At 59.5% G+C, this 25193-nt stretch carries 24 protein-coding genes and 1 pseudogene; 16 read left to right on the forward strand and 9 right to left on the reverse strand.

The features are described 5' to 3' along the window. Positions 1 to 307: 307 nt before the first annotated feature. Together cysD and cysN are read left to right on the forward strand one after the other, a co-directional pair. Positions 308 to 1225, forward strand: a complete 918-nt coding sequence (gene cysD / locus ACNFCH_RS00450) for a sulfate adenylyltransferase subunit CysD (protein WP_023378799.1) — start codon at positions 308 to 310, stop codon at positions 1223 to 1225. A 15-nt stretch (positions 1226 to 1240) separates the two neighbouring features. Further along, entirely contained in the window at positions 1241 to 3142 is a 1902-nt protein-coding gene (gene cysN, locus ACNFCH_RS00455) for a sulfate adenylyltransferase subunit CysN (RefSeq protein ID WP_416742078.1), read from the forward strand. A gap of 285 nt (positions 3143 to 3427) precedes the next feature. Here cysN and ACNFCH_RS00460 read toward each other — a convergent pair whose 3' ends face one another. Both ACNFCH_RS00460 and ACNFCH_RS00465 read right to left on the reverse strand, forming a co-directional pair. Then, complete coding sequence (locus ACNFCH_RS00460; protein WP_043207449.1) at positions 3428 to 3691, reverse strand: bacteriocin immunity protein; 264 nt, start codon at positions 3689 to 3691, stop codon at positions 3428 to 3430. Next, positions 3688 to 6036, reverse strand: a complete 2349-nt coding sequence (locus ACNFCH_RS00465; RefSeq protein WP_416742079.1) for an S-type pyocin domain-containing protein — start codon at positions 6034 to 6036, stop codon at positions 3688 to 3690. The genes ACNFCH_RS00460 and ACNFCH_RS00465 overlap by 4 nt, the downstream gene beginning before the upstream one ends. Positions 6037 to 6192: 156 nt before the next feature. Between ACNFCH_RS00465 and ACNFCH_RS00470 the strand changes: the two are divergent. Continuing rightward, positions 6193 to 6306 (forward strand): annotated as a pseudogene (locus ACNFCH_RS00470) (hypothetical protein); the annotation flags it as partial. Positions 6307 to 6903: 597 nt separating this feature from the next. Further along, entirely contained in the window at positions 6904 to 7107 is a 204-nt protein-coding gene (locus tag ACNFCH_RS00475) for a hypothetical protein (RefSeq protein WP_416742080.1), read from the forward strand. A 357-nt stretch (positions 7108 to 7464) separates the two neighbouring features. Here the strand turns inward: ACNFCH_RS00475 and ACNFCH_RS00480 are convergent, their stop codons facing one another. After that, entirely contained in the window at positions 7465 to 7944 is a 480-nt protein-coding gene (locus ACNFCH_RS00480; protein WP_043207451.1) for an Lrp/AsnC family transcriptional regulator, read from the reverse strand. Positions 7945 to 8071: 127 nt separating this feature from the next. Here ACNFCH_RS00480 and ACNFCH_RS00485 point away from each other — a divergent pair, with 127 nt between their 5' ends. Continuing rightward, the gene (locus ACNFCH_RS00485) at positions 8072 to 9268 is read left to right on the forward strand and encodes a methionine gamma-lyase (RefSeq protein WP_337158560.1); all 1197 of its coding nucleotides are present in this window, start codon (positions 8072 to 8074) and stop codon (positions 9266 to 9268) included. Between the two features lie 154 nt (positions 9269 to 9422). Next, the gene (gene mdeB / locus ACNFCH_RS00490; protein WP_416742150.1) at positions 9423 to 12104 is read left to right on the forward strand and encodes an alpha-ketoglutarate dehydrogenase; all 2682 of its coding nucleotides are present in this window, start codon (positions 9423 to 9425) and stop codon (positions 12102 to 12104) included. Positions 12105 to 12248: 144 nt separating this feature from the next. Here the strand turns inward: mdeB and ACNFCH_RS00495 are convergent, their stop codons facing one another. Beyond that, the gene (locus ACNFCH_RS00495; RefSeq protein WP_070092323.1) at positions 12249 to 12686 is read right to left on the reverse strand and encodes a YhcB family protein; all 438 of its coding nucleotides are present in this window, start codon (positions 12684 to 12686) and stop codon (positions 12249 to 12251) included. A 135-nt stretch (positions 12687 to 12821) separates the two neighbouring features. Here ACNFCH_RS00495 and ACNFCH_RS00500 point away from each other — a divergent pair, with 135 nt between their 5' ends. The 3 genes from ACNFCH_RS00500 (at position 12822) to zapE (ending at position 16141) form a co-directional block, all read left to right on the forward strand. Then, positions 12822 to 13457, forward strand: a complete 636-nt coding sequence (locus ACNFCH_RS00500) for an alpha/beta hydrolase (RefSeq protein ID WP_416742081.1) — start codon at positions 12822 to 12824, stop codon at positions 13455 to 13457. Positions 13458 to 13482: 25 nt separating this feature from the next. After that, positions 13483 to 14829 (forward strand): tryptophan--tRNA ligase, encoded by a 1347-nt coding sequence (locus ACNFCH_RS00505; protein ID WP_337158563.1) that lies wholly within the window; start codon positions 13483 to 13485, stop codon positions 14827 to 14829. Between the two features lie 217 nt (positions 14830 to 15046). Beyond that, positions 15047 to 16141: a cell division protein ZapE gene (gene zapE, locus ACNFCH_RS00510; RefSeq protein WP_070092326.1), complete on the forward strand. Its 1095-nt coding sequence runs from the start codon at positions 15047 to 15049 to the stop codon at positions 16139 to 16141. 106 nt (positions 16142 to 16247) lie between these two features. Here the strand turns inward: zapE and ACNFCH_RS00515 are convergent, their stop codons facing one another. Further along, entirely contained in the window at positions 16248 to 17144 is an 897-nt protein-coding gene (locus tag ACNFCH_RS00515; RefSeq protein ID WP_167358094.1) for a GlxA family transcriptional regulator, read from the reverse strand. A gap of 281 nt (positions 17145 to 17425) precedes the next feature. Further along, a complete protein-coding gene (locus ACNFCH_RS00520) occupies positions 17426 to 18466 on the reverse strand; it encodes an NADP(H)-dependent aldo-keto reductase (RefSeq protein WP_416742082.1) in 1041 nt (346 codons plus the stop codon). A gap of 255 nt (positions 18467 to 18721) precedes the next feature. Here ACNFCH_RS00520 and rplM point away from each other — a divergent pair, with 255 nt between their 5' ends. The 7 genes from rplM (at position 18722) to ACNFCH_RS00555 (ending at position 23594) form a co-directional block, all read left to right on the forward strand. After that, the gene (rplM, locus tag ACNFCH_RS00525; RefSeq protein ID WP_043207468.1) at positions 18722 to 19150 is read left to right on the forward strand and encodes a 50S ribosomal protein L13; all 429 of its coding nucleotides are present in this window, start codon (positions 18722 to 18724) and stop codon (positions 19148 to 19150) included. A gap of 14 nt (positions 19151 to 19164) precedes the next feature. Continuing rightward, the gene (gene rpsI, locus ACNFCH_RS00530; protein WP_043207470.1) at positions 19165 to 19557 is read left to right on the forward strand and encodes a 30S ribosomal protein S9; all 393 of its coding nucleotides are present in this window, start codon (positions 19165 to 19167) and stop codon (positions 19555 to 19557) included. A 267-nt stretch (positions 19558 to 19824) separates the two neighbouring features. Continuing rightward, positions 19825 to 20418 carry a ubiquinol-cytochrome c reductase iron-sulfur subunit gene (petA, locus tag ACNFCH_RS00535; protein ID WP_070092328.1) on the forward strand — a complete coding sequence of 198 codons (594 nt, stop codon included), beginning with the start codon at positions 19825 to 19827 and terminating at the stop codon, positions 20416 to 20418. After that, a complete protein-coding gene (locus tag ACNFCH_RS00540) occupies positions 20418 to 21629 on the forward strand; it encodes a cytochrome b (RefSeq protein ID WP_196163155.1) in 1212 nt (403 codons plus the stop codon). Before petA ends, ACNFCH_RS00540 begins: the two co-directional genes overlap by 1 nt. After that, positions 21629 to 22411, forward strand: coding sequence for a cytochrome c1 (locus ACNFCH_RS00545; RefSeq protein WP_337158565.1), 783 nt, complete (start codon positions 21629 to 21631; stop codon positions 22409 to 22411). Before ACNFCH_RS00540 ends, ACNFCH_RS00545 begins: the two co-directional genes overlap by 1 nt. Positions 22412 to 22534: 123 nt before the next feature. After that, the gene (locus ACNFCH_RS00550; RefSeq protein ID WP_337158566.1) at positions 22535 to 23158 is read left to right on the forward strand and encodes a glutathione S-transferase N-terminal domain-containing protein; all 624 of its coding nucleotides are present in this window, start codon (positions 22535 to 22537) and stop codon (positions 23156 to 23158) included. A 10-nt stretch (positions 23159 to 23168) separates the two neighbouring features. Beyond that, a complete protein-coding gene (locus tag ACNFCH_RS00555; protein WP_337158567.1) occupies positions 23169 to 23594 on the forward strand; it encodes a ClpXP protease specificity-enhancing factor in 426 nt (141 codons plus the stop codon). Between the two features lie 53 nt (positions 23595 to 23647). Here the strand turns inward: ACNFCH_RS00555 and ACNFCH_RS00560 are convergent, their stop codons facing one another. The 3 genes from ACNFCH_RS00560 to ACNFCH_RS00570 form a co-directional block, all read right to left on the reverse strand. Beyond that, entirely contained in the window at positions 23648 to 23866 is a 219-nt protein-coding gene (locus ACNFCH_RS00560) for a YgdI/YgdR family lipoprotein (protein ID WP_070092333.1), read from the reverse strand. Positions 23867 to 23990: 124 nt separating this feature from the next. Continuing rightward, positions 23991 to 24569 carry a BON domain-containing protein gene (locus tag ACNFCH_RS00565; protein WP_070092334.1) on the reverse strand — a complete coding sequence of 193 codons (579 nt, stop codon included), beginning with the start codon at positions 24567 to 24569 and terminating at the stop codon, positions 23991 to 23993. Further along, entirely contained in the window at positions 24566 to 25159 is a 594-nt protein-coding gene (locus ACNFCH_RS00570; RefSeq protein ID WP_043207486.1) for a phosphoheptose isomerase, read from the reverse strand. Before ACNFCH_RS00570 ends, ACNFCH_RS00565 begins: the two co-directional genes overlap by 4 nt. Positions 25160 to 25193: the final 34 nt, after the last annotated feature.

Genomic DNA, 25193 nt, shown 5'->3' on the forward strand with positions numbered 1-25193 from the left:
ACGACTCAAATCCTGTGGGAGCGGGTTTACCCGCGAAGCGAGCAACGCGGTGGATGGCACGGGCTTTGCCCGTGTTCGCGGGTAAACCCGCAAGCGTCAGCACAAGCCTTCAGATCGAGAAAGGACAGGAAGATCGCCGCCCCCGAGGGGAGCGACCTGGCGCCCTCGATTCACCCCAAACCCGCAGTCATATCGTTAGATTCTTTCGGTCTAGTCAGCCTCCTAAATAGAATCAGGCGCTGTGATACAGTTCCTCGCTCGAACACGGCCCGCAGGCCGTCCATAAGATCGTTTTTCGTGAGTAGCCATGGTCGACAAACTGACGCACTTGAAACAGCTGGAGGCGGAGAGCATCCACATCATCCGCGAGGTGGCCGCCGAGTTCGACAACCCGGTGATGCTGTACTCGATCGGCAAGGACTCCGCCGTGATGCTGCACCTGGCGCGCAAGGCCTTCTTCCCAGGCAAGCTGCCGTTCCCGGTGATGCACGTCGACACCCAGTGGAAATTCCAGGAGATGTACCGCTTCCGCGACAAGATGGTCGAGGAGATGGGCCTGGAGCTGATCACCCACGTCAACCCTGAAGGTGTGGCGCAGGGCATCAACCCCTTCACCCATGGCAGCTCCAAGCACACCGACATCATGAAGACCCAGGGCCTGAAGCAGGCGCTGGACAAGCACGGCTTCGACGCCGCCTTCGGTGGTGCGCGCCGCGACGAAGAGAAATCGCGGGCCAAGGAGCGTGTGTACTCGTTCCGTGACAGCAAGCACCGCTGGGACCCGAAGAACCAGCGCCCGGAACTGTGGAACGTGTACAACGGCAAGGTCAACAAGGGTGAGTCGATCCGCGTCTTCCCGCTGTCGAACTGGACCGAGCTGGACATCTGGCAGTACATCTACCTCGAAGGCATCCCGATCGTGCCGCTGTACTTCGCCGCCGAGCGTGAAGTCATCGAGAAGAACGGCACCCTGATCATGATCGACGACGAGCGCATCCTCGAGCATCTCACCGATGAAGAGAAAGCGCGCATCGTCAAGAAGAAGGTGCGTTTCCGTACCCTCGGCTGCTACCCGTTGACGGGTGCTGTCGAGTCGGAAGCCGAGACCCTGACGGACATCATCCAGGAAATGCTCCTGACCCGTACGTCCGAGCGCCAGGGCCGCGTCATCGACCACGATGGTGCAGGCTCGATGGAAGACAAAAAACGCCAAGGCTACTTCTAATTTCAGGGTTTCATCATGTCGCACCAATCTGATCTGATCAGCGAGGACATCCTCGCCTACCTGGCCCAGCATGAGCGCAAGGAACTGCTGCGCTTTTTGACCTGCGGCAACGTCGACGACGGCAAGAGCACCCTGATCGGGCGCCTGCTGCATGACTCGAAGATGATCTACGAGGACCACCTCGAGGCCATCACCCGTGACTCGAAGAAAGTCGGCACCACCGGCGAGGAAGTCGACCTGGCCCTGCTGGTCGACGGCCTGCAGGCCGAGCGTGAGCAGGGCATCACCATCGATGTCGCCTATCGCTATTTCTCCACCGCCAAGCGCAAGTTCATCATCGCCGACACCCCGGGTCACGAGCAGTACACCCGCAACATGGCCACCGGCGCATCCACCTGCGACCTGGCGATCATCCTGGTCGACGCCCGCTACGGTGTGCAGACCCAGACCCGTCGCCACAGCTACATTGCCTCGTTGCTGGGCATCAAGCACATCGTGGTCGCGGTCAACAAGATGGACCTCAAGGGCTTCGATCAGGACGTCTTCGAATCGATCAAGGCCGACTACCTGAAGTTCGCCGAAGCCATCAACCTGACCCCGAGCAGCCTGCACTTCGTGCCGATGTCGGCGCTCAAGGGCGATAACGTGGTCAACCACAGCGAGCGTTCGCCGTGGTACGCCGGCCCGACGCTGATGGAAATCCTTGAAACCGTCGAAGTGTCGGCCGACCGCAACTTCACCGACCTGCGCTTCCCGGTGCAGTACGTCAACCGTCCGAACCTGAACTTCCGTGGCTTCGCCGGCACCATCGCCAGCGGCGTGGTGCACAAGGGCGACGAAATCGTCGTGCTGCCGTCGGGCAAGAGCAGCCGGGTCAAGTCCATCGTCACTTTCGAAGGTGAACTGGAAAACGCAGGCCCTGGCCAGGCCGTGACCCTGACCATGGAAGACGAGATCGACATCTCCCGTGGCGACCTGCTGGTGCATGCCGACAACGTTCCGCCGGTTACCGACCAGTTCGACGCCATGCTGGTATGGATGGCCGAGGAGCGGATGCTCCCGGGCAAGAAGTACGACATCAAGCGCGCCACCAGCTACGTGCCGGGCTCGATCGCCAGCATCACCCACAAGGTCGATGTGAACACCCTGGAGCAAGGCGCCGCCAGTGCCCTGCAACTGAACGAGATCGGTCGCGTCAAGGTCAGCCTGGATGCCGCCATCGCCCTGGACGGCTATGACAGCAACCGCACCACCGGCGCGTTCATCGTCATCGACCGCCTGACCAACGGCACCGTCGGCGCCGGCATGATCATCGCCCCGCCGGTCCTGCCGCACGGCAGCACTGGTCAGCATGGCAAGCTCGCCCACGTTTCCACCGAAGAGCGTGCCCTGCGCTTCGGCCAGCAGCCAGCCACCGTGCTGTTCAGCGGCCTCTCCGGCGCGGGCAAGAGCACCCTGGCCTATGCCGTTGAACGCAAGCTGTTCGACATGGGCCGTGCGGTCTATGTGCTCGATGGCCAGAACCTGCGCCATGACCTGAACAAAGGCCTGCCACAGGACCGCGCTGGTCGCACCGAGAACTGGCGTCGCGCCGCCCACGTGGCGCGTCAGTTCAACGAAGCCGGCATGTTGACCCTGGCTGCTTTCGTGGCCCCGGACGCCGAAGGCCGCGAGCAGGCCAAGGCGCTGATCGGCAAGGAGCGCTTGGTCACCGTCTACGTCCAGGCCTCGCCGATCGCTTGTCGTGAACGCGACCCACAGGGCCTGTACGCTGCGGGCGGCGACAACATCCCGGGCGAAAGCTTCCCGTACGATGTGCCGCTGGACGCGGACCTGGTGATCGACACCCAGACCACCAGCGTTGAAGACGGCGTCAAGCAGGTGCTGGATGTGCTGCGTCAGCGCGGCGCGATCTGATCCGCTTGCCATAAACAGAAAACCCCGCTTCGGCGGGGTTTTTTGTTTATGGCACCTGACTAGTTGCGTAGCAGGCGCCGGGTCTGTTTTTCGGTCCTGATCATTTCCAGATGCCGGTCATAATCGCTGCGTTGCGCGCACGCTGGGCTGTAGGGGGCCATGTCGCAGTTGAAGCGTTGATCTGAGCTGTCTGGCACCAGGTAGGGGCCGCCGGCACTACAGGCTGATAGGAGCAGGAGGCCGGTGAGCGCTGACGTTTCATAAGGGGCCTTGACTGGCCCAATTTTATGAAGCTCTGAAGCCGTCCTTGCCATTTGCCAAGCGCCACTCTTTGACAATTCGAACAATTTGCTCTGGCTTTCCTAATTCAGCCGTTTCTGGCCAGAAAATTAGATCAGTCCCCAGCGGGTGTTCGGTAATGTTTTCAAAATGATCCAGTAATGGGTCCAGTATTTCATCAGGGCTGGATCCGTTTGTCTCGAATATTAATTTCAAAAAGTCGAGGAACTCTGATTCAGTATAGTCAGAAATTTTGCTTTTCTCTTTCATGGCTGCTCTCCGTAATGGATTTGCAAGTGAGCTTTTGGGGTGACGACTCGAATATTGTCATGGTCGTAGACCGCACCGCCTGCTGAAACAGGAATGTGATGATGAAGTACAAAAGTAGACTGTGACTTGTGCCGATCAATACTTTGTACTTTTGGAGCTAGCCCTGATGCCATGCGCTTCAGGTTGGTTTCGGAGAACTGGGCGGAAAGTTGATTGTCTTGTGCCACCGCTTTCCAAATATCCTCTCGGAATTCTTTCATGTCTCGCACCGCTTTACCCGATAGCGCCTTTGAAATCTGCGATGGGATAGGCGCTCCTGAGCTACGCGCTTGATCTCCAAGCCAGACGCCGGAGGTGGGCAAGCCTTGCCCATAATGTTCCCCCGGATCCAGACGAGGATCTTTGAATATCACTAGTATCGGTGGCAAACCCGAATCAGCCGGAAAGGTAACGATCAGCCGTTCTTGATCCAGCAGATCCAGCGCAGGATAGCCCTGTTGCTCCGTCTTGACCGGATTCAAGCTGCTGCCGGTGTAGACGACAGTGCCGGGCGGGATGGGTGGCAGGCTGGTGGAGCTCCCATGTTCGCTACCTGGTGCGTTGGCGGGCGTCCAAGTAAGAATGCGCTGCGGGTTGTCCAGTGCCAGGCTGTAAACTTGGCGTTGGCTGTCGAACGTGGCGGTGCGAACAGGAACCGCCCGACCTCCGGGGGTGAGGTACAGATCTAGTTCGGCCCCTCTTCCGCTGCTTGCGATCAGATAGGGCAGGTCGATACTTTCCGATTTCAGAGCCAGGGCTGCTAAGTCTGGTCTGTCAGGTGTAGAAAGGTCTGTGAGAGGGACGCTGACCAGGTAGCGCCGTTCGCTGTTTCCCAATGTCGAAGGCCAAGCCAGAAACAGAGTGCCAACAAGGATGTTACCGACCACTGGCGCTGCAATGCGGGCCAAACCAGTCACGGCCTCCTGTATGGCGTTTTGCAGTGCAATGTAGGCTGTTTGTGGAATCGCGAAGGTGGCTGCACCGATAGGAAGCGCCAGCGGTAAGGAGACCGAAGCGCCTTCCAGCGCGATGAAACTGATCTGTTGGCGTTCAGCTTCAGCCCTCTGCTGAGCTTCTTTTGCTCTGCGTTCAGCCTCGGTTTTTTGGCGCGCGAGCTCTTCGGCTTTGCGCGCTGCGTCCGCTTTTTGCTGAGCCAACTCTTTGGCTTTGCGTTCAGCTTCTGCTTTTTTGCGAGCCGCTTCCTGCGCGTTGGCGGCGGTTCGCTGTTGCTCCACTCGTTTTGCACGGGCATTCAGTCCGGAAAATGCCGTCAGTGTGTCGTTCAGTATCCGAGCAGACTCCTTGTTGAGCAGTGACTTGTGATAGTCGAGCCAACGTGGCCCGACACCTTTGAGCTGTTGATGTTGGATCAGGCTATCAAGTGCTTCCAGCTCAGCGCTTGTCAGAGGTGCCTTAATGTTGGGATTGGCCTTGAGATAAGGGGTTATCGCTTTAGCCCTATTAGCAGCCAACGTCCGTAGTGCTTGTTCATAGTAGGCCAACGTTTGTACCGAGTTTTGTTGGCTTGCCTTCGGAGATGCCTTCAGTAAATCATTTTGTAAGAAGCCAGGGAGGGCCTGGAAATAAAATACTTGTTCGATCCGGATGGCGTCGGCTTTTTCATCGAGGATTTTTATTGTTAGGGCGTAATCAAGTTGGGCAAGATTTTCAGTGGTTTCCAACGCTTTCGCTGTAGCATGAAGGTGCGGGCGGATGGCTTCGAATATTCGGTCAATTATTTTTCGCTCATGGGCAGATTGTAAAGAGGTTTCGTATCCCAAGAATGCCGCATCTAGTTTGTTTTTCTTCAGGAGCTTCGTGCCTTTGGAAATAAAATAGATTGGGGGTTTGTAGAAGATGCTGCTACCCCAGAATGAAAGCTCTCTTTCAAGGTGGGTGGTGTATTCGCCTCGTTTGCTGTGGATGAGTTCAAACAACCCACGCTGTTCGGCTTTGGCTTTAATGTAAGGCGTGGCGCCTTTTGAAATATGGCGAATTTTTGCTTCGTTGATTTCGATCTCTATTGTTTTGGAAAGCGCTTTGTAGCGAGGCGCCATTTTTTTATCGATATCAGCATTGATGCCTTTTAGTTCGTCAAATAATATAGTGTTCCATCCAGGTATGATGTCATGACGCGGGCGTTGAGACCCTTGCCCCTCTCCCCTACGTGGGCCGTCGTTCAGTCCCCAACCACCCGAGCCGCTTCCACCGCCACCTATGCCACCTGTAAATGGCTTGTCGCGATAAGCATTGATATAGAGACCTTCATCTAGATAATAAGTGCTTCCGATTTTTTGTGGGGCCATGAGTCTCTCCAAGTTGAACGGTCATGGCGATTATTGAGAATTGGCTGAGAGGATTCTGTCGGGTATATAGCAGGGCTGTGAACGAAGGCGCGGTAAGCGCCGTAGGAGCACGTTGTAGGATTCATATGTACCTTTTAACTCTGAAACTACACCTTGGGGAAAAGTTTCCCATACGATGTGCCGCTGGATGCGGACTTGGTGATCGATACCCAAACCACCAGTTTGGAGGACGGCGTTAGATGTTGGATATACTGCGTCATTACGGCATAATTCGATTCTCGACTATTGCGAATTAAAAAACCGCCTTTGGACGGTTTTTTAATTTGTGGAGTCGGACTAGTTGCGCAACAGACGCCGGGTCTGTTTTTCGGTCCTGATCATTTCCAGATGCCGGTCATAATCGCTGCGTTGCGCGCACGCTGGGCTGTAGGGGGCCATGTCGCAGTTGAAGCGTTGATCTGAGCTGTCTGGCACCAGGTAGGGGGCGCCGGCACTACAGGCTGATAGGAGTAGGAGGCCGGTGAGAAGTGACTGTTTCAAGACGCCTAGGACTGGGGTTGCTTGATCCATCGAAAGTGCTCCTGATAGTCCATCTGCCGTTCGCAGCCTTGCCGCAAAGGATCCATGTTGCATTTGAAATGAACCGCTTATCGGTCTGGGAAGAATAAAGACATGTCGTTATTGCAACCTGCTAGAAAGATTGCTGATAGAGCAGTCAGCTCTTTAATGGTTGAGTAGGGTAAGTCGGGCATTGATTATTCTTTTGTGGTTAACGTGTTGTGGGTTTCTAGAGTCTGGCAAGGATTTTGGTTAAACGCTTGGCTATATATTGTGCGATACCTCGGCTGCGGCCGTAGGGAGAATCTGGTGGCTATAGAAGGAAGACTTCTGGTTTGCTTGAGCTTTGCAAAGCTGCTGGGTTTATTGGCGTGGGTTGGAGCTGCTGCGGCTGCGCTTCAGGTTGGGAAGTTTGATTTATTTAATTTTTCGGCTTTTGAATCAGTTTGTAATGCTCTTGATAATCTATTCTTCTTTCGCAACCTTGCCGATAGGGGTCCATGTCACATTTGAATTTTATGTCTTGTCTATCAGGGATCCACATCCAGTCGTTGCCGCACCCGGAAAGAAAAAACATGATCGTAAGGTTGAGTCGTTTCATGGTGTGCTCGCGCATCTAGGGGGACATTATTTTCACCATGAACCCTGTTGCGGGATACTTCGCTTTTTCACAAGTTCAAGTAGGAAGCTCCCCTCATTAGTGGGAGACGGGTCTTACATGGAGCGTTGCGCTCTATGGATTTCAGCGATCAGTAGGAGGGCGGGTGCGTGCTTTCATGGGGTGTAGATGAATCGACCGGATGAAAACAAGCGCAAGTTGGTTTTTGTGGTGTCGGGTGGAGTCGCTGGGTATGAAGGTTGTCAGCTGTTTCATATGTGTTTTTCCGACACCGGAATCACTCGCCGTTCCTTCACCGCCTTGTACGAAAAGCTCGAATAGATCTCTTTAACGCCCGGCAAACGTTGCAACACCTCCCGCGTGAACTCCCCAAACGACTCCAAATCCCTTGCCAATATCTCCAGCAAGAAGTCATAGCGCCCGGAAATATTGTGGCAGGAAACGATCTCGGGGATTTCCAGCAGCCGTTTCTCGAAGGCCAGGGCCATTTCCTTGGTGTGCGAATCCATCATGATGCTCACGAAGGCGGTCACGCCGAAGCCCAGCGACTTGGGCGAGAGGATGGCTTGATAGCCGGTGATGTAGCCGTTGTCCTCCAGCAGCTTGACGCGCCGCCAGCAGGGCGAGGTGGTCAGGGAAACCTGGTCGGCGAGTTCGGCGACGGTGAGGCGGGCGTTGTCCTGCAAGGCCGCGAGCAGGGCTCGGTCGGTGCGGTCGAGGGTTGAAGGCATGATTTGCCCTCCTGGTGTTTGGTTTGTTGTTTTTATGCCAAAAGATAGGCGAATGCGTGGGCGATTTTGGAAAATTACCCGCGATCCGGTGGCATAAGCTTATAACAAACCACCAGAGGCTGTTGCCATGCGCGACTCCAATAACAACACCGGTTTCTCCACGCGGGCCATCCATCATGGCTATGACCCGCTTTCCCACGGCGGCGCGCTGGTGCCGCCGGTGTATCAGACCGCCACCTATGCCTTCCCGACCGTCGAGTACGGCGCCGCCTGTTTTGCAGGTGAGGAGAGTGGGCATTTCTACAGCCGCATTTCCAACCCGACCCTGGCCTTGCTCGAACAACGCATGGCATCGCTCGAAGGTGGCGAAGCAGGGCTGGCGTTGGCTTCGGGCATGGGCGCCATCACCTCGACGCTATGGACGCTGCTACGACCGGGCGATGAACTGATCGTGGGGCGTACCCTGTATGGCTGCACCTTCGCCTACCTGCACCATGGCATCGGCGAGTTCGGGGTCAAGATCCTGCACATTGACCTCAACGACGAAAAAGCGCTGAAGGCGGCCATCACGCCCAAGACCCGGATGATCTACTTCGAAAGCCCGGCCAACCCCAACATGCACCTGGTCGATATCGCGGCCGTCGCGCAGGCGGTGCACGGTCGCGACATCCACATCGTGGTGGACAATACTTATTGCACGCCTTACCTGCAGCGCCCGCTGGAGCTGGGTGCCGACTTGGTGGTGCACTCGGCCACCAAGTACCTGAGTGGTCATGGCGATATCACTGCGGGGTTGGTGGTCGGGCGCAAGGCGTTGATCGACCGCATCCGCCTGGAGGGCCTCAAGGACATGACCGGTGCGGTGCTCTCGCCTCACGATGCCTCGCTGCTGATGCGTGGCATGAAGACCCTGGCCCTGCGCATGGAGCGCCACTGCAGCAATGCTCAGCAGTTGGCCGAATACCTGGAGCGCCAGCCACAGGTGGAGTTGATCCACTATCCGGGCCTGCCGAGTTTTGCCCAGCATGCGCTGGCCCAGCGGCAGATGCGTCTGCCGGGTGGGATGATCGCGTTCGAGCTCAAGGGTGGGATCGAGGCGGGGCGGCGGTTCATGAATGCCCTGCAGCTGTTCAGTCGGGCGGTGAGCCTGGGTGATGCCGAGTCGCTGGCCCAGCACCCGGCGAGCATGACTCACTCGAGCTACACGCCGCAGGAGCGTGCCCACCATGGCATCTCTGAAGGTTTGGTGCGGTTGTCGGTGGGGCTGGAGGACATCGATGACTTGATGGCCGATATCGCCCAGGCATTGAAGGCCTGCGCCTGAGGCAGCGTCAGAAACTGTGGGAGCAACGGTCTTGCTCCGCGCGCAAACCCACTCCCACAGACACCGCGACATTTCTGAGAACAGGTAAAACCGCTGAGAGCGGGTTTACCCGCGAATCATGCCCGGAATATGAAGGATAAGCCCGATGGTGGCGATGATGAATCCGAACGAGCCATTGACGGCCCAGGATACCGACCTGGACAGCGACCCGGCTGAAACCCGCGAATGGTGCGAAGCGCTCGAATCGGCCTTGGCCCATTGCGGACCAGCCCGGGCGCGCTATCTATTGCAGCGCCTGCAAAGCCATGCCCTGGAGTTAGGGTTGGCGCGTGATGCCCTGCCATTTTCTGCCTACCGCAACACCTTGTCGGTGGAGCAGCAAGGCGCCTATCCGGGCGACCTGGAGATGGACGAGCGCATCACCGGCATCTTGCGCTGGAACGCCCTGGCCATGGTGGTGCGGGCCAATCACGCCTATGGCGATCTGGGCGGGCATATCGCCAGTTATGCCTCGGCGGCGGAGATCTTCGAGGTGGGTTTCCAGCACTTTTTCCGGGGAGAGAGCGGTGGTGAGCGACGCACGGCGGACTTGGTGTTCTTCCAACCCCATTCTGCGCCGGGCATCTACGCTAGGGCGTTTCTCGAAGGGCGCCTGAGCGAGGCGCAACTGGCGAGCTATCGTCAGGAGGTCGCCGGCGGTGGCCTGTGCTCTTATCCACACCCTTGGTTGATGCCGGACTTCTGGCAGTTTCCTACCGGCTCCATGGGGATTGGCCCGCTCAATGCCATCTACCAGGCGCGCTTCATGCGCTATCTGCAGCATCGCGGCGTGCTCGAGACTGATTCACGGCATGTCTGGGGCGTGTTCGGCGATGGCGAGATGGATGAGCCAGAATCCACGGCGGGCCTGACCCTGGCCGCGCGCGAAGGGTTGGACAACCTGACGTTCATCGTCAACTGCAACCTGCAACGCCTGGATGGCCCGGTACGTGGCAATGGGCAGATCATCCAGGAACTGGAGGCGTTGTTCAGCGGCGCAGGCTGGAACGTGATCAAGGTGCTCTGGGGTTCGGAGTGGGATGCCCTGTTCGCTCGCGACCACGAGCATGTGTTGCTGCGTCAGTTGGCGGCGACGCCAGACGGGCAGTTCCAGACCCTTGGCGCCAAAGATGGCACCTACAACCTTGAGCACTTTTTCAACCAGCAGCCGGCGCTGCGACGTCTGGTGGCGCACATGAGCTCCGACGAAATCAACGCCCTCAAGCGTGGTGGTCACGATTTTCGCAAACTGCACGCGGCCTATGCCGCGGCCAAGGCCTGCAAGGGGCGGCCGACGGTGATCCTGGCCAAGACCAAGAAGGGCTATGGCATGAGCAGCGCCGGTGAGTCGCGGATGACTGCGCACCAGGCCAAGAAGCTCGATGTGCAGGCGCTGTTGGCGTTTCGTGATCGCTTCCATTTGCCGCTGTCGGACGACGCCGTGGAGCAACTGCGCTTCTATCGGCCTGCCGAGGACAGCCCGGAAATGCGTTACCTGCGCCAACAACGGGCCGCGCTGGGCGGGCCGTTGCCGGTGCGGCGCAGCGACTGTCGTCGCTTGGCGCTGCCGGATCTGGAAGCCTTCGGCGGTTTTGCCTTGCATGCCGCGGACAAGGAAATGTCCACCACCATGGCCGCCGTGCGGCTGCTCGGGCATTGGTTGAAAGCGCCGGAGCTAGGGCCACGGGTGGTGCCGATCGTCGCCGATGAGGCGCGTACCTTCGGTATGGCCAGTTTGTTCAGACAGATCGGTATCTATTCGTCCTGCGGGCAGCGCTACGAGCCTGAGGATGCCGGGTCCCTGCTCAGCTACAAAGAGGCACGGGACGGCCAACTGCTGGAGGAGGGGATCACCGAGGCTGGGGCGATCTCTTCGTGGGTGGCGGCGGCCACGTCCTACGCGGTACACGGCGAGCCCATGTTGCCGGTATACATCTATTACTCGATGTTCGGGTTCCAGCGCGTGGGCGATCTGATCTGGGCCGCCGCTGACCAGCGCGCCCGTGGCCTGCTGCTGGGCGCCACGGCCGGGCGTACTACCTTGGGCGGCGAAGGGTTGCAGCACCAGGACGGCTCTAGCCTGGTGATGGCGGCGCTGGTGCCCAATTGCCGAGCGTGGGACCCGTGTTTTGCTGGCGAACTGGCGGTCATTCTCGATCACGCGGCCCGGCGCATGCTGGTGGAGCAGTGCGACGAGTTCCACTACGTGGCTGTGATGAACGAAAACTATCCACAGCCTTCGCTGCCAGAGGCCGTACGGGGCGATGTGCTGCGCGGCATGTACCGTTTCGCCAGGCAGCAGGCCCTGCAGCCACGGGCCAGGGTGCGGTTGCTTGGCTCCGGTGCGATTCTGCGTGAAGTGATCGCTGCCAGCGAGCTGCTTGCCACCGAATGGCAGGTGGACAGCGACGTCTTCAGTGTCACCAGTTTCAGCGAACTGGCGCGTGAGGCACGGGACACGCAACGGGCGGCGACCCAGGGGCATGAGGGCATCAGCTATGTGAGCCAGTGCCTGGCCGGCGATGACCCGGTGGTCGCCGCCAGCGACTATGCCCGGGCCTGGCCGCAACTGATCGCCGAATATGTGCAGGCGCCTTACATGACACTGGGCACCGATGGTTTTGGGCGCAGCGATACACGTCAGCAACTGCGGCGCTTCTTCGAGGTGGATCGGTACAGTGTGGTGATGGCGGCGCTGTACAGCCTGGTGAGGCAAGGGCGACTGGGCGAAGAGGTATTGGGGCAGGCGAGGGCGCGGTATGAGATCGCCGGCGGTGTGGCCCCTTGGTGTCGATGAGCGGCGGGCTGGCAAGGGCTCGTGGTGGAAGGCTAGCTCATTTCATCCAGGGGCTGCTTTGCGGCCCATCGCAGGCTTTGCCAGCTCTTACGAGCATTTCTTGCTCGCCCACAAAAAAGGCCTCTTGCGAGGCCTTTTTGATGTTCAGCGCTTGAGGCCGTAGCTCTCATCGAGCATGCCCGGCGAGTTCGGCGTCTTGGGCGCGTAGTCGCGAGGCACTTCGGCGGTGTCTTTTGGCGGTGTCAGGCGATCACGTGGGCCCTGGGCCGCTTCGGAATGCAGGGCGGCCAGCAGGCGTTGGCGGGTCACGTCGTCGAGGGCCAGGCGGTTGGCACCGTCGGCCAGGTGGTCTTGGACGTCCTGGTAGCTCTGGGTCAGTTTCTTGACCAGCGAAGCAGTGCTGTTGAAGTGGGTGACCACTTCGTTCTGGTAGCTATCGAAGCGCTGCTGGATGTCATCCAGCTGACGTTGGGTACTGCTGGGCGCTGCGTTGGGCAGCAGACGGGCGACGACGAAGCCCACCACCACGCCGACGACGAGGGCCAGGGTCGGCAACAACCAAACAAGGAGCGAGAGTTCCACGAGTCCTTCCTCTATAAACGGCTTTGCTTTACGTTAACGGCTCAGACCTGCGCTGTATACCGCGAGCGATCGCAAATCAGAACAGAATTCTTCAGCTAGACGAGTCGACCTTCACCGAGGTCACGGAGTAGTGCCTTGCTTATCCGCGAAACCCCCTTGTTCATTGATGGCCCCTGCGGCCAGCTTGAAGCCTTGTACCTGGATGTGGCCGATGCCCGTGGTGCGGTGCTGATCTGCCATCCCAATCCGGTCCAGGGTGGCACCATGCTCAACAAGGTGGTCTCGACCCTGCAGCGTACCGCCCGTGACGCAGGTTACATCACCTTGCGCTTCAACTACCGTGGTGTAGGCCAGAGCGCCGGCACCCATGACATGGGCGCAGGCGAAGTCGACGATGCCCAGGCGGCTGCCGCCTGGTTGCGGGCCAAGCACCCTGAGCTGCCGCTGGTGCTGATGGGCTTCTCCTTCGGTGGATTCGTCGCGGCCAGCCTGGCGGGGCGCCTGGAGGCTGCCGAGGTGACGTTGCAGCACTTGTTCATGATCGCCCCGGCGGTGATGCGCCTGAGCGAACAGTTCCCGCTGGCCCAGCGTTGCCCGCTGACCGTGGTGCAGCCGGACACCGATGAAGTTGTCGACCCCCGGCTGGTATACGACTGGTCCGACAACCTGCCGCGCCCCCATGAGCTGCTGAAAGTGGCAGAATGCGGACACTTTTTCCATGGCAAGCTGACCGATCTGAAGGATCTGGTGCTGCCGCGTCTTTCGAACTGAGCCAAGCCTGATCAAGCGAACACCCATGACTACGCGCATTCTCACCGGTATCACCACCACCGGCACCCCGCACCTGGGCAACTACGCCGGCGCCATCCGCCCTGCGATCGTCGCCAGCCAGCAGCCCGGTGCCGACTCGTTCTACTTCCTGGCCGACTACCACGCGCTGATCAAATGTGACGATCCGCAGCGCATCCAGCGTTCGCGTCTGGAAATCGCCGCCACCTGGCTGGCCGGTGGCCTGGATCCGGACAAGGTCACTTTCTATCGCCAGTCCGACATCCCTGAGATCCCCGAGCTGACCTGGCTTTTGACCTGCGTCGCCGCCAAGGGCCTGCTCAACCGCGCCCACGCCTACAAGGCCTCGGTGGACAAGAACGTCGAAGCCGGCGAAGACCCGGACGCCGGCGTCACCATGGGCCTGTTCAGCTATCCGGTGCTGATGGCTGCGGACATCCTGATGTTCAATGCCCACAAGGTGCCGGTCGGCCGTGACCAGATCCAGCACGTGGAAATGGCTCGCGACATCGGCCAGCGCTTCAACCACCTCTTCGGCCAGGGCAAGGACTTCTTCACCCTGCCGGAGGCGGTGATCGAGGAAACCGTGGCGACGCTGCCGGGCCTGGACGGTCGTAAGATGTCCAAGAGCTACGACAACACCATCCCGCTGTTCACCAGCGCCAAGGACATGAAGGACGCGATCTCGCGCATCGTCACCGACTCCCGCGCGCCGGGCGAGCCGAAGGACGCGGACAACTCGCACCTGTTCACCCTGTTCCAGGCCTTCGCCACACCTGCGCAGTCGGCCGAATTCCGCGAAGAGCTGTTGCAGGGCCTGGGTTGGGGCGAGGCCAAGCAGCGTCTGTTCCAGTTGCTCGACGGCCAGTTGGCCGAAAAGCGCGAGCACTACCACCAATTGATCTCGCGCCCATCCGACCTCGAAGACATTCTCCTGGCGGGTGCCGCCAAGGCCCGCAAGATCGCCACGCCGTTCCTCGAGCAACTGCGCGAGGCGGTAGGCCTGCGTTCGTTCCGCACCAGCGTCCAGGCCAACGCCGAAGTGAAGAAGAAAGCCGCCAAGACTGCGCGCTTCATCAGTTTCCGCGACGACGACGGCAGCTTCCGCTTCCGCCTGCTGGCCGCCGATGGCGAGCAACTGCTGCTTTCGCGCAGCTTCGCCGACGGCAAGAGCGCAGGCGCCGTGAGCAAGCAGTTGCAGCAGGGGGGGGAAGCGGATGTGCGTATCGAAGGCCTGGGCTTCTCGCTCTGGCTGAACGGCGAGCAGGTGGCCGATGGGCCGCAGTTCCAGACCGGCGAGGCCCGTGACGCGGCCATCGAGAGCCTGCGCGCAGCCTTGCAGCCTCAAGACTGAGGCGTAGGGCACCGGCTTTTCGCCGGTCTTCGTGGGTGAATCCGCTGTACCTTTGGGAGCGGGTTCACCCGCGAAAGGGTTGGAACAGACAATCCGAATTGGGGCTTGCTTACCGGTAGCGCACAGCCCAGCGGCGTAATGGCCGTATGTATGATTGCCATTAAGCGGGCCTGTCGCTACAGTGACGGCCCGTTTTTTGTTGCCTCGCTAACGAATCATGACGCCCCTCGAACGATATCAAGCAGATCTGAAACGTCCCGACTTCTTCCATGATGCGGCGCAGGAAACTGCGGTGCGTCACCTGCAGCGCCTGTACGACGACCTGTTGGCGGCGCAGAACAACAAGCCCGGTGTGTTCGGCAAGCTGTTCGGCAGGAAGGAGCAGGCACCGGTCAAGGGCTTGTATTTCTGGGGTGGCGTGGGCCGCGGCAAGACCTACCTGGTCGATACCTTCTTCGAGGCGCTGCCGTTCAAGCAGAAGATGCGCACGCACTTCCACCGCTTCATGAAGCGTGTGCACGAGGAGATGAAGACCCTCAAGGGCGAGAAGAACCCGCTCACCATCATTGCCAAGCGCTTTTCTGACGAAGCCAAGGTGATCTGCTTCGACGAATTCTTCGTCTCCGACATCACCGATGCGATGATCCTCGGCACCTTGATGGAAGAGCTGTTCAAAAATGGCGTGACCCTGGTGGCGACTTCGAACATCGTCCCCGACGGCCTGTACAAGGATGGCCTGCAGCGTGCGCGCTTCCTGCCGGCCATCGCGCTGATCAAGCAGAACACCGAAGTGGTCAACGTCGACAGCGGGGTCGACTATCGTCTGCGTCACCTGGAGCAGGCCGAGCTGTATCACTTCCCGCTCGATGACGCCGCCCATGAAAGCCTGCGCCAGAGCTTCCGCGCCTTGACGCCCGAGTGCACCCAGGCTGTGGAAAACGACGTGCTGGTGATCGAGAACCGCGAAATCCAAGCGATCCGTACGTGTGATGACGTCGCCTGGTTCGACTTCCGCGCCTTGTGCGATGGTCCGCGCAGCCAGAACGATTACATCGAACTGGGCAAGATCTTCCATGCCGTGTTGCTGAGTAATGTCGAGCAGATGGGCGTGACCACAGATGACATCGCCCGACGCTTCATCAACATGGTCGACGAGTTCTATGACCGTAACGTCAAGCTGATCATCTCCGCCGAGGTCGAGCTCAAGGACCTGTATACCGGTGGCCGTCTGAGCTTCGAGTTCCAGCGCACGCTGAGCCGTCTGCTGGAGATGCAATCCCACGAGTTCCTGGCGCGGGCGCACAAGCCCTAACGTCGATTTTCTCTGGGAGCACCTGTCTTTTCGCGGTGTTCGCTTCGCGGGTAAACCCGCTCCCACAAGGATCATCGCAGGTCCTGTGGGCGCGGGTTTCCTGTATTCAGGCTTCCTGAACGAACTGCTGCCGATATTGGTTCGGTGACAATTCAGTGTGCTGGCGGAACAGCCGGGCAAAGAAGCTGGCGTCGTCGTAGCCCACTTCATAGCTGATGGTCTTGATGCTCTTGCGCGTGCTCGACAAGAGCCCCTTGGCGGTCTCGATGCGCAGACGTTGCAGGTAGTGCAGGGGTTTGTCACCGGTCGCGCTCTGGAAGCGGCGCATGAAGTTGCGGATGCTCATGCCGTGATTGCGCGCCACGTCTTCGAAGCGGAACTTATCGGCGAAGTGCTCCTCCAGCCAGTGCTGGATCTGCAGGATGATCAGGTCCTGGTGCAGCTTCTGTCCGCCAAAGCCCATGCGCCCGGGCGTGTAGCTGCGTTGCACTTCGTAGAGGATGTCGCGGGCCACGGCGCGGGCGACGTTGGGGCCGCAGAAACGCTCGATCAGATAGATGTACAGGTCGCACGCCGACGTGGTGCCGCCTGCGCAGTACAGGTTGTCGGCGTCGGTCAGGTGTTTGTCCTGGTTCAGTCGTACGTTGGGGAAGCGCTCGGCGAAACTGTTGAAGAACCGCCAGTAGGTGGTCGCCTCCTTGCCATCGAGCAGGCCTGCCTCGGCCAGCCAGAACACACCGCTGGCCTCGCCACACAGTACCGCGCCGCGGGCATGCTGCTCGCGTAGCCAGGGCAGGACCTGGGGGTAGCGTTGTTGGAGGTTGTCGAAGTCTTCCCAGAACGCCGGGAGGATGATCACGTCGGCATCGACCAGGCCGCTGTCGACCGGTACCTGAACATTGCTGAAGCTGTCCACAGGCTTGCCGTCCGGGCTCACCAGGCAGATCTCGAACATCGGTTGCAGCCCCAGGCCCAATTGCTTGCTGTAGCGCAGGCTGGCCAGGTGGAAGAAATCCTTGGCTTGCATGAGGGTCGAAGCGAACACCTTGTCAATGGCCAGGATGCTGACGCGCCGCAACGACGCGGAGGGTTGGGTAAACATCATTGTCATTGTTCTTATAGGGTAGAGTGGTCAATCACCGGCTGGATCGTCTTATTTTTTGGCGGTTGTGTCTACCCCGCCAAAGCCAGTTGGATCCATTTGCGAAAAAGCCCACGTCCACAGAAAAGTACGCGACGCCGTGGAGGTGGGTTTGTCTGCGAAGAGGATATGCCGGACTGCGTTCAAGGCGCCGGGTTGGGCTGGTCCTGATGGATCGCCTCGATGGCCGCGAGCAGTTCGTCGCTGAGGGTCAAGGCCTGGCTGTCCAGGTTGCTTTGCAGTTGCTCCACGCTGGTGGCGCCCAGGATGTTGCTGGTCACGAACGGCTGGCGGGTGACGAAGGCCAGGGCCATCTGCGCTGGGTCCAGGCCATGCTGGCGAGCCAGCTGCACGTAGCGGCTGCAGGCGGAGACGGTCTGCGGATTGGAGTAGCGGGAGAAGCGGCTGAACAGCGTCAGGCGTGCATGCGCTGGCCGTGCGCCGTCCTCGTACTTGCCCGAGAGCATGCCGAAGGCCAGGGGAGAATAGGCCAGCAAACCGCACTGCTCACGGATCGCCACTTCCGCCAGGCCCACCTCGAAGCTGCGGTTGAGCAGGTTATAGGGGTTCTGGATCGACACTGCCCGCGGCCAGCCACGGGTCTCGGCCAGGTGCAGGAACTTCATGGTGCCCCATGGCGTTTCGTTGGACAGGCCAATATGGCGGATCTTGCCTGCACGCACCTGCTCGTCGAGCACCTCGAGGGTTTCTTCCAGCGGCGTGAACAGATCATGGGGCAGGTGCTGGTAGCCCAGCTTGCCGAAGAAGTTGGTACTGCGCTCGGGCCAGTGCAATTGGTACAAGTCGATGCGGTCGGTGTGCAGGCGCCGCAGGCTGTCTTCCAGCGCGGCGACGATGTGCTGGCGGTTGTGTTTGAGCTGGCCGTCGCGGATGTGGCTGATACCGTTGCCAGGACCTGCGACCTTGCTCGCCAGGATCCAGTCGTCGCGATCGCCATGGCGGCGGAACCAGTTGCCGATGATGCGCTCGGTGGCGGCGTAGGTTTCCGGGCGTGGCGGCACCGGATACATCTCTGCCGTGTCGATGAAGTTGACCCCGCTGGCCTTGGCCAGAGCGATCTGGGCAAAGGCCTGGGCCTCGTCATTCTGTTCGCCCCAGGTCATGGTGCCCAGGCACAGGGCGCTGACATCAAGGTCGGTTCGGCCGAGTTGGCGATATTCCATGGGCATCGTCTCCTGCAAATCGAACCATCAAATCAGGTTGAATTTTTTTCTGCAATCTGGATAATTCGGCACCTCTCCGTGTGGCGGAAGTGATGCACCACCATGCAGAAGGAACCCTTGTCGAACATTGGACGCGCCGACCCGAGCCCCCAATAGCGTCCGTGTGCGGCTGCGCGCTTGCCCTTGGCAAGCTGTGCACTATCCAGTAAGATTCGCCGTCTATTTTTCGCTGGGCGGCCTCTGAGGCTTTAGAGAATGAAAACTTTTACTGCTAAACCGGAAACAGTAAAGCGCGACTGGTACGTAGTTGACGCCGCTGGTCAGACCCTGGGTCGTCTGGCTACCGAAATCGCTCGTCGTCTGCGTGGCAAGCACAAGCCAGAATACACCCCTCACGTTGACACCGGCGACTACATCGTCGTCATCAACGCCGAGCAGGTACGTGTTACTGGTGCCAAAACTTCGGACAAAATGTACTACTCCCACTCCGGTTTCCCAGGTGGCATCAAGGAAATCAGCTTCGAGAAGCTGATCGACAAAGCCCCTGAGCGTGTCATCGAGACCGCGGTCAAAGGCATGCTGCCGAAGAACCCGCTGGGTCGCGACATGTACCGCAAGCTGAAAGTGTACGCGGGTGCTGCTCACCCACACACTGCTCAGCAGCCTCAAGAACTGAAGATCTAACGGGATAGTTCATTATGTCGGCGACTCAAAATTACGGCACTGGCCGTCGCAAGACCGCAACCGCTCGCGTTTTCCTGCGTCCGGGTACTGGTAACATTTCCATCAACAACCGTTCTCTGGACGTGTTCTTCGGTCGCGAAACCGCTCGCATGGTTGTTCGCCAGCCGCTGGAGCTGACCGAGACCGTTGAGAAGTTCGACATCTACGTCACCGTTTCCGGTGGTGGTGTCAGCGGTCAAGCCGGTGCGATCCGTCACGGTATCACCCGCGCTCTGATGGACTACGACGAATCCCTGCGTGGCGCTCTGCGTCGTGCTGGCTACGTCACCCGCGACGCTCGTGAAGTCGAGCGTAAGAAAGTGGGTCTGCGTAAAGCGCGTAAGCGTCCTCAGTACTCCAAGCGTTAATACCGCTTCGGCAGTCGAAAAAAAGCCCGGTTCCGTTTATGGAACCGGGCTTTTTTTATGTCTTGAACTAACCTGTCAGCATGTCAGTGACAACTTGCCGCATAGACGCAGATCAAGCAAAGCGAGGGTTGCAGCCCGCCTGGGGGGTAATCACCTTGTCAGTGTGTGGACTTGTTCCTTACCATTGCGGCCAACTTTTAGTGCCACAGACACAACTAAGTAGATGCCTGATCCAACAGGCCAAAGCAGCTGATGGGAGAGGACTGAATGAGCAATGACGGCGTCAACGCAGGCCGGCGCCGCTTCCTCGTAGCCGCCACATCCGTGGTAGGCGCAGCGGGGGCAGTGGGGGCTGCGGTACCGTTCGTGGGGTCATGGTTCCCCAGTGCCAAGGCGAAAGCCGCCGGCGCACCGGTGAAGGTCAATATCGCCAAGGTCGAGCCAGGTCAGCAGATGGTGGCTGAGTGGCGGGGGCAACCTGTTTTCATCGTGCGACGAACTGAGGAAATTCTCGGCAATCTGAAGAAAATCACCGGGGACTTGTCCGATCCCGAATCCAAGGCTTCGGTGCAGCCGACCTACGTCGACCCGCAGAATCGCTCGATCAAGCCGGAGATCCTTGTCCTTGTTGGTCTGTGCACCCACTTGGGTTGTTCGCCGACCTTCCGTCCAGAGGTCGCGCCCGCTGACTTGGGGCCGAAATGGGTAGGCGGCTATTTCTGCCCTTGCCACGGTTCGCACTATGACCTCGCTGGTCGCGTCTACAAGTCGCAACCGGCACCTCTCAACCTGCCAGTGCCTCCGCACTCGTATGAGTCGGACGACATCATTGTCATCGGCATCGATCAGGAGAAGGCATGATGAGCAAGTTCATGGACTGGATTGATGCTCGCTTCCCCGCCACCAAGATGTGGGAAGACCACCTGAGCAAGTATTACGCGCCCAAGAACTTCAACTTCTTGTACTTCTTCGGCTCGCTGGCACTGCTGGTGCTGGTCAACCAGATCGTCACCGGTGTTTGGCTGACCATGAGCTTCACGCCCTCGGCGGAAGAGGCATTTGCCTCGGTCGAGTACATCATGCGTGACGTCGAATACGGCTGGATCTTGCGCTATCTGCACTCGACCGGCGCCTCGGCGTTCTTCATCGTGGTGTACCTGCACATGTTCCGCGGCCTGCTCTACGGCTCCTACCAGAAGCCGCGAGAACTGGTCTGGCTGTTCGGCATGCTGATCTACCTGGCGCTGATGGCCGAGGCGTTCATGGGCTACCTGCTGCCATGGGGCCAGATGTCCTACTGGGGCGCCCAGGTGATCATCTCGCTGTTTGGCGCCATCCCGGTGATCGGCGGTGACCTGACCCAGTGGATCCGCGGCGACTACCTGATTTCGGGTATCACCCTGAACCGCTTCTTCGCCCTGCACGTGGTGGCCCTGCCAATCGTGATTCTGGGCCTGGTGGTGTTGCACATCCTGGCCCTGCACGAAGTGGGTTCGAACAACCCGGACGGCGTCGACATCAAGAAGAAGAAGGATGAAAACGGCATTCCGCTCGACGGCATCCCGTTCCATCCGTACTACACCGTCAAGGATATCGTCGGTGTGGTGGTGTTCCTCTTTGTGTTCTGCGCGGTGGTGTTCTTCTTCCCGGAAATGGGTGGGTACTTCCTGGAAAAACCGAACTTCGAACAGGCGAACGCCTTCAAGACACCTGAGCATATCGCGCCGGTCTGGTACTTCACGCCGTTCTACGCGATCTTGCGTGCGGTCCCCGACAAGTTGTTCGGTGTGATCGCCATGGGGGCCGCGATTGCCGTGCTGTTCGTGTTGCCCTGGCTTGACCGCAGCCCCGTGCGCTCGATGCGCTACAAGGGCTGGATGAGCAAAGTGTTCCTGGTGGTGTTCTGCATTGCCTTTGTGATTCTCGGTGTGCTGGGCGTACTGGCGCCTACGCCGGGTCGGACCTTGCTGTCGCAGGTCTGCACCGTGCTGTATTTCGCCTACTTCCTGCTGATGCCGTTCTACACAAGGCTTGAGAAGACCAAACCGGTTCCGGAAAGGGTGACTGGCTGATGAAAAAGCTAATTGCAGTACTGTTCCTGGCAATGATGCCCGCCTTGTCCTTCGCCGCCAGCGAGCACGGTCCGGTGCTGGACAAGGTCGATATCGACCTGACCGACAAGGCTGCCATGCAGGATGGCGCACGTACCTTCGCCAACTATTGCATGGGTTGCCATAGCGCCAAGTTCCAGCGCTACGAGCGAGTGGCCGATGATCTGGGCATCCCGCACGAGCTGATGCTCGAGAAACTGGTGTTCACCGGTGCCAAGATCGGCGATCACATGACGATCGGTATGCAGCCCAGCGATGCCAAGACCTGGTTTGGTGCGGCGCCGCCCGACCTGACCCTGGTTGCGCGTGTTCGCGGCACCGACTGGCTGTACACCTACCTGCGCAGCTTCTATGAGGACAAGTCGCGTCCTTATGGGGTGAACAACAAGGTGTTCCCGAACGTCGGCATGCCTAACGTGCTGGTTGGTCTGCAGGGTAATCAGGTGATCGGCTGCAAGCAGGTGCAGATGGTGGTCGATGGCAAGAAGCAGTTCGACCCGCTCACCGGCAGTCCGTTGACCCATGAAGCCTGTGACCAGCTGACCATCGAGCCGAAATCCGGTACCCTGACGACCGAGCAGTTCGACGAGAAGGTCAAGAACCTGGTGACCTTCCTGGCCTATTCGGCCAACCCGGTCAAACTGGAAAGCCAGCGCATTGGTACCTATGTGTTGCTGTACCTGGCTTTCTTCTTCATATTCGCTTATTTGCTCAAGCGCGAATACTGGAAGGACGTGCACTGATCACGCAGTAGTTTCTGGTAGTTGAACGCGCCCTGGAGCGCTCCATCGCTGAAGCGGTGGAGCTCTCCAGGGCGCGTTTGCATTTAGAGTTTCACAAAGCATCCCCATGCGAGGAGGCGCTACATGGGCGCAACCAACCGGTTAGCCTGCTATTCCGACCCCGCTGATCATTATTCTCACCGGGTACGCCTTGTTCTCGCCGAGAAGGGCATCACCGTGCAGATCGTCGATGTCGATCCTGCACGCCTGCCGCCCAAGCTGGTCGAAGTGAACCCTTACGCCAGCGTGCCGACCTTGGTCGATCGCGATCTGGCGCTGTACGAATCGACCGTGGTAATGGAGTACCTCGAGGAACGTTATCCGCACCCGCCGCTGATGCCGGTCTATCCGGTGGCGCGCGGCAACAGCCGTCTGCTGATGCATCGCATCCAGCGCGACTGGTGCGCGCTGGCCGACACCATCCTCGATGCGCGCAGCACGGAGGCGGCGCGCGTTGAGGCGCGCAAGGCATTGCGCGAGAGCCTGACTGGCGTATCTCCGTTGTTCGGAGAGTTCCCTTGCTTCATGAGTGAGGAGCAAAGCCTGGTCGATTGTTGTCTATTGCCCATATTGTGGCGGTTGCCGGTATTGGGTATCGAATTGTCGCGGCAGGCCAAGCCGCTGTTGGATTACATGGAGCGGCAGTTTGCCCGCGAGCCTTTCCAGGCGAGCCTGTCCGCTGCAGAACGTGAAATGCGCAAGCTTTAAGGAGCCGTTGATGAACTCCAGTCGCCCCTATCTGGTTCGAGCGCTGTACGAGTGGATCGTCGACAACGATTGCACGCCCCACATGCTGGTCAATGCTGAGTTTCCAGCAGTCCAGGTTCCCCAGGGATTTGCCAGCGATGGCCAGATCGTCCTGAACATCTCCCCCAATGCCGTGCGTAACCTGCACATGGACAACGAGGCGGTCAGTTTCGAAGGTCGCTTCAGCGGCGTGGCGCATTCGTTGTTCGTGCCGGTCGGTGCAATCCTGGGTGTCTATGCCCGGGAGAACGGTCAGGGCATGGTCTTCGAGTTGGAGCCACCGTTGGACAGCGACGAACTGGACGACGATGTCGAGCCGGATGACGATGGCCCGCCCGAGGGAGGTGGCCAGCCACCACGCCCCAGTGGTCGACCCAGCCTCAAGGTGGTCAAGTAACAAAAAAGGCGATCCAGATGGATCGCCTTTTTTATTGGTTTCGGGTCTTGGGCTTACAGATCCTGAATGCTGCGGACCTGGTCCTTGTTGACGCGGGTACGCTTGCCGTCCAGTTGCTCGAACTCGTAGAAGCCAGCGTCGCTGTCGTACTTCGGTGTGTCGACGGTCTGGATTTCGCGGCCATCGTTGAGGGTGATCTGGCTTGGGGTCGAGCAGCCGGCCAGGGCGGCGAATGCACCGATCGCGAGGACGGACAGCAGGGACTTCTTCATGGGTACTTCCTGAGGATAGCGAGGGGTGGAACGGATCTTGGGGCGGGGTTTGCCGCTCCCGCAGGGTCGTGTGTGATCCCTGCGGGGCGGGCTTGTATTGCGGTCAGGCGTTACGCTGTTTGCGTCAGTCGATGTATTCGAACAACTTGACGATCTTTTGCACGCCCGAGACGCCCTGCACCACGTTGGTGGCGGCGTTGGCTTCGCCCTGGGTCACAAGGCCGAGCAGGTAGACGATGCCGTTCTCGGTGATCACCTTGATGCGGGTGCTGGGCACGCTGGCATCGCCCAGCATCTGAGCCTTGATCTTGGTGGTCAGCCAGGCGTCGTTGTTTCGGGCAAGGATCGAGGACGGCTGCATGACTTGCAGCTCGTTGTGGACCTTCTTGACCCGTTGTACCTGGCTGGCGGTTTGCTCGGCCAGGCTCTTGAGGTCGGCGCGTGGGGTCTGGCCGGCCAGCAGGACTACGCCGTTGTAGCTGCTGACGACAATGTGAGAGCCCTTGTCCAGGTCGGCGTTGGCCTTGGCGATGTTGACCGAAACCTTGGTCTCGATCAGCGAGTCGTCGATCTTGCTACCGATGGTGCGGGTGCCGCGATCGTCCTCGATGGGCGAGTTGCGGGTGGAGGTCAGTACCGAGCTGCAGCCAGAGATACTCAGGCACAGGGTCAGGGCCATCAGGCCGAGGCGCTTAGGGATCATTCTTCACTCCCGAACAGTTGGCTGTCGATCAGGTCGCACAGGCAATGGATCGCCAGCAGGTGGACTTCCTGGATTCGCGCGGTGACGTTCGACGGCACACGGATCTCCACATCTTCAGGCAGCAGCAGCGAGGCCATGCCTCCGCCGTCGCGCCCGGTCAGTGCCACGACGATCATTTCTCGGTCGTGCGCGGCCTGGATCGCTTGTATCACGTTGGCGGAATTGCCGCTGGTAGAGATCGCCAGCAGCACATCCCCGGGCTGGCCCAGGGCGCGGATCTGCTTGGAGAAGACTTCGTTGTAGCTGTAGTCGTTGGCGATCGAGGTGAGGGTCGAGCTATCGGTGGTCAGGGCGATGGCTGGCAGGCTCGGGCGTTCACGCTCGAAGCGATTGAGCAGCTCCGAAGAGAAATGCTGGGCATCGCCGGCCGAGCCGCCGTTGCCGCACGCGAGCATTTTGCCCTCGTTGAGCAGCGCATTGACCATGACCAGGCTGGCCTGCTCGATATGGGGTGCCAGGATGTCCATCGCCTGTTGCTTGGTGTCGATGCTGGCCTGGAACAGCCGGCGAATTCGGGATTGCATGTCCATCTGGTGTGACCTTAAGAGGGGCGGTGGCCGGCGC

The organism is Pseudomonas sp. NY15354 (assembly GCF_048068075.1).
GTDB lineage: Bacteria > Pseudomonadota > Gammaproteobacteria > Pseudomonadales > Pseudomonadaceae > Aquipseudomonas > Aquipseudomonas guariconensis_C.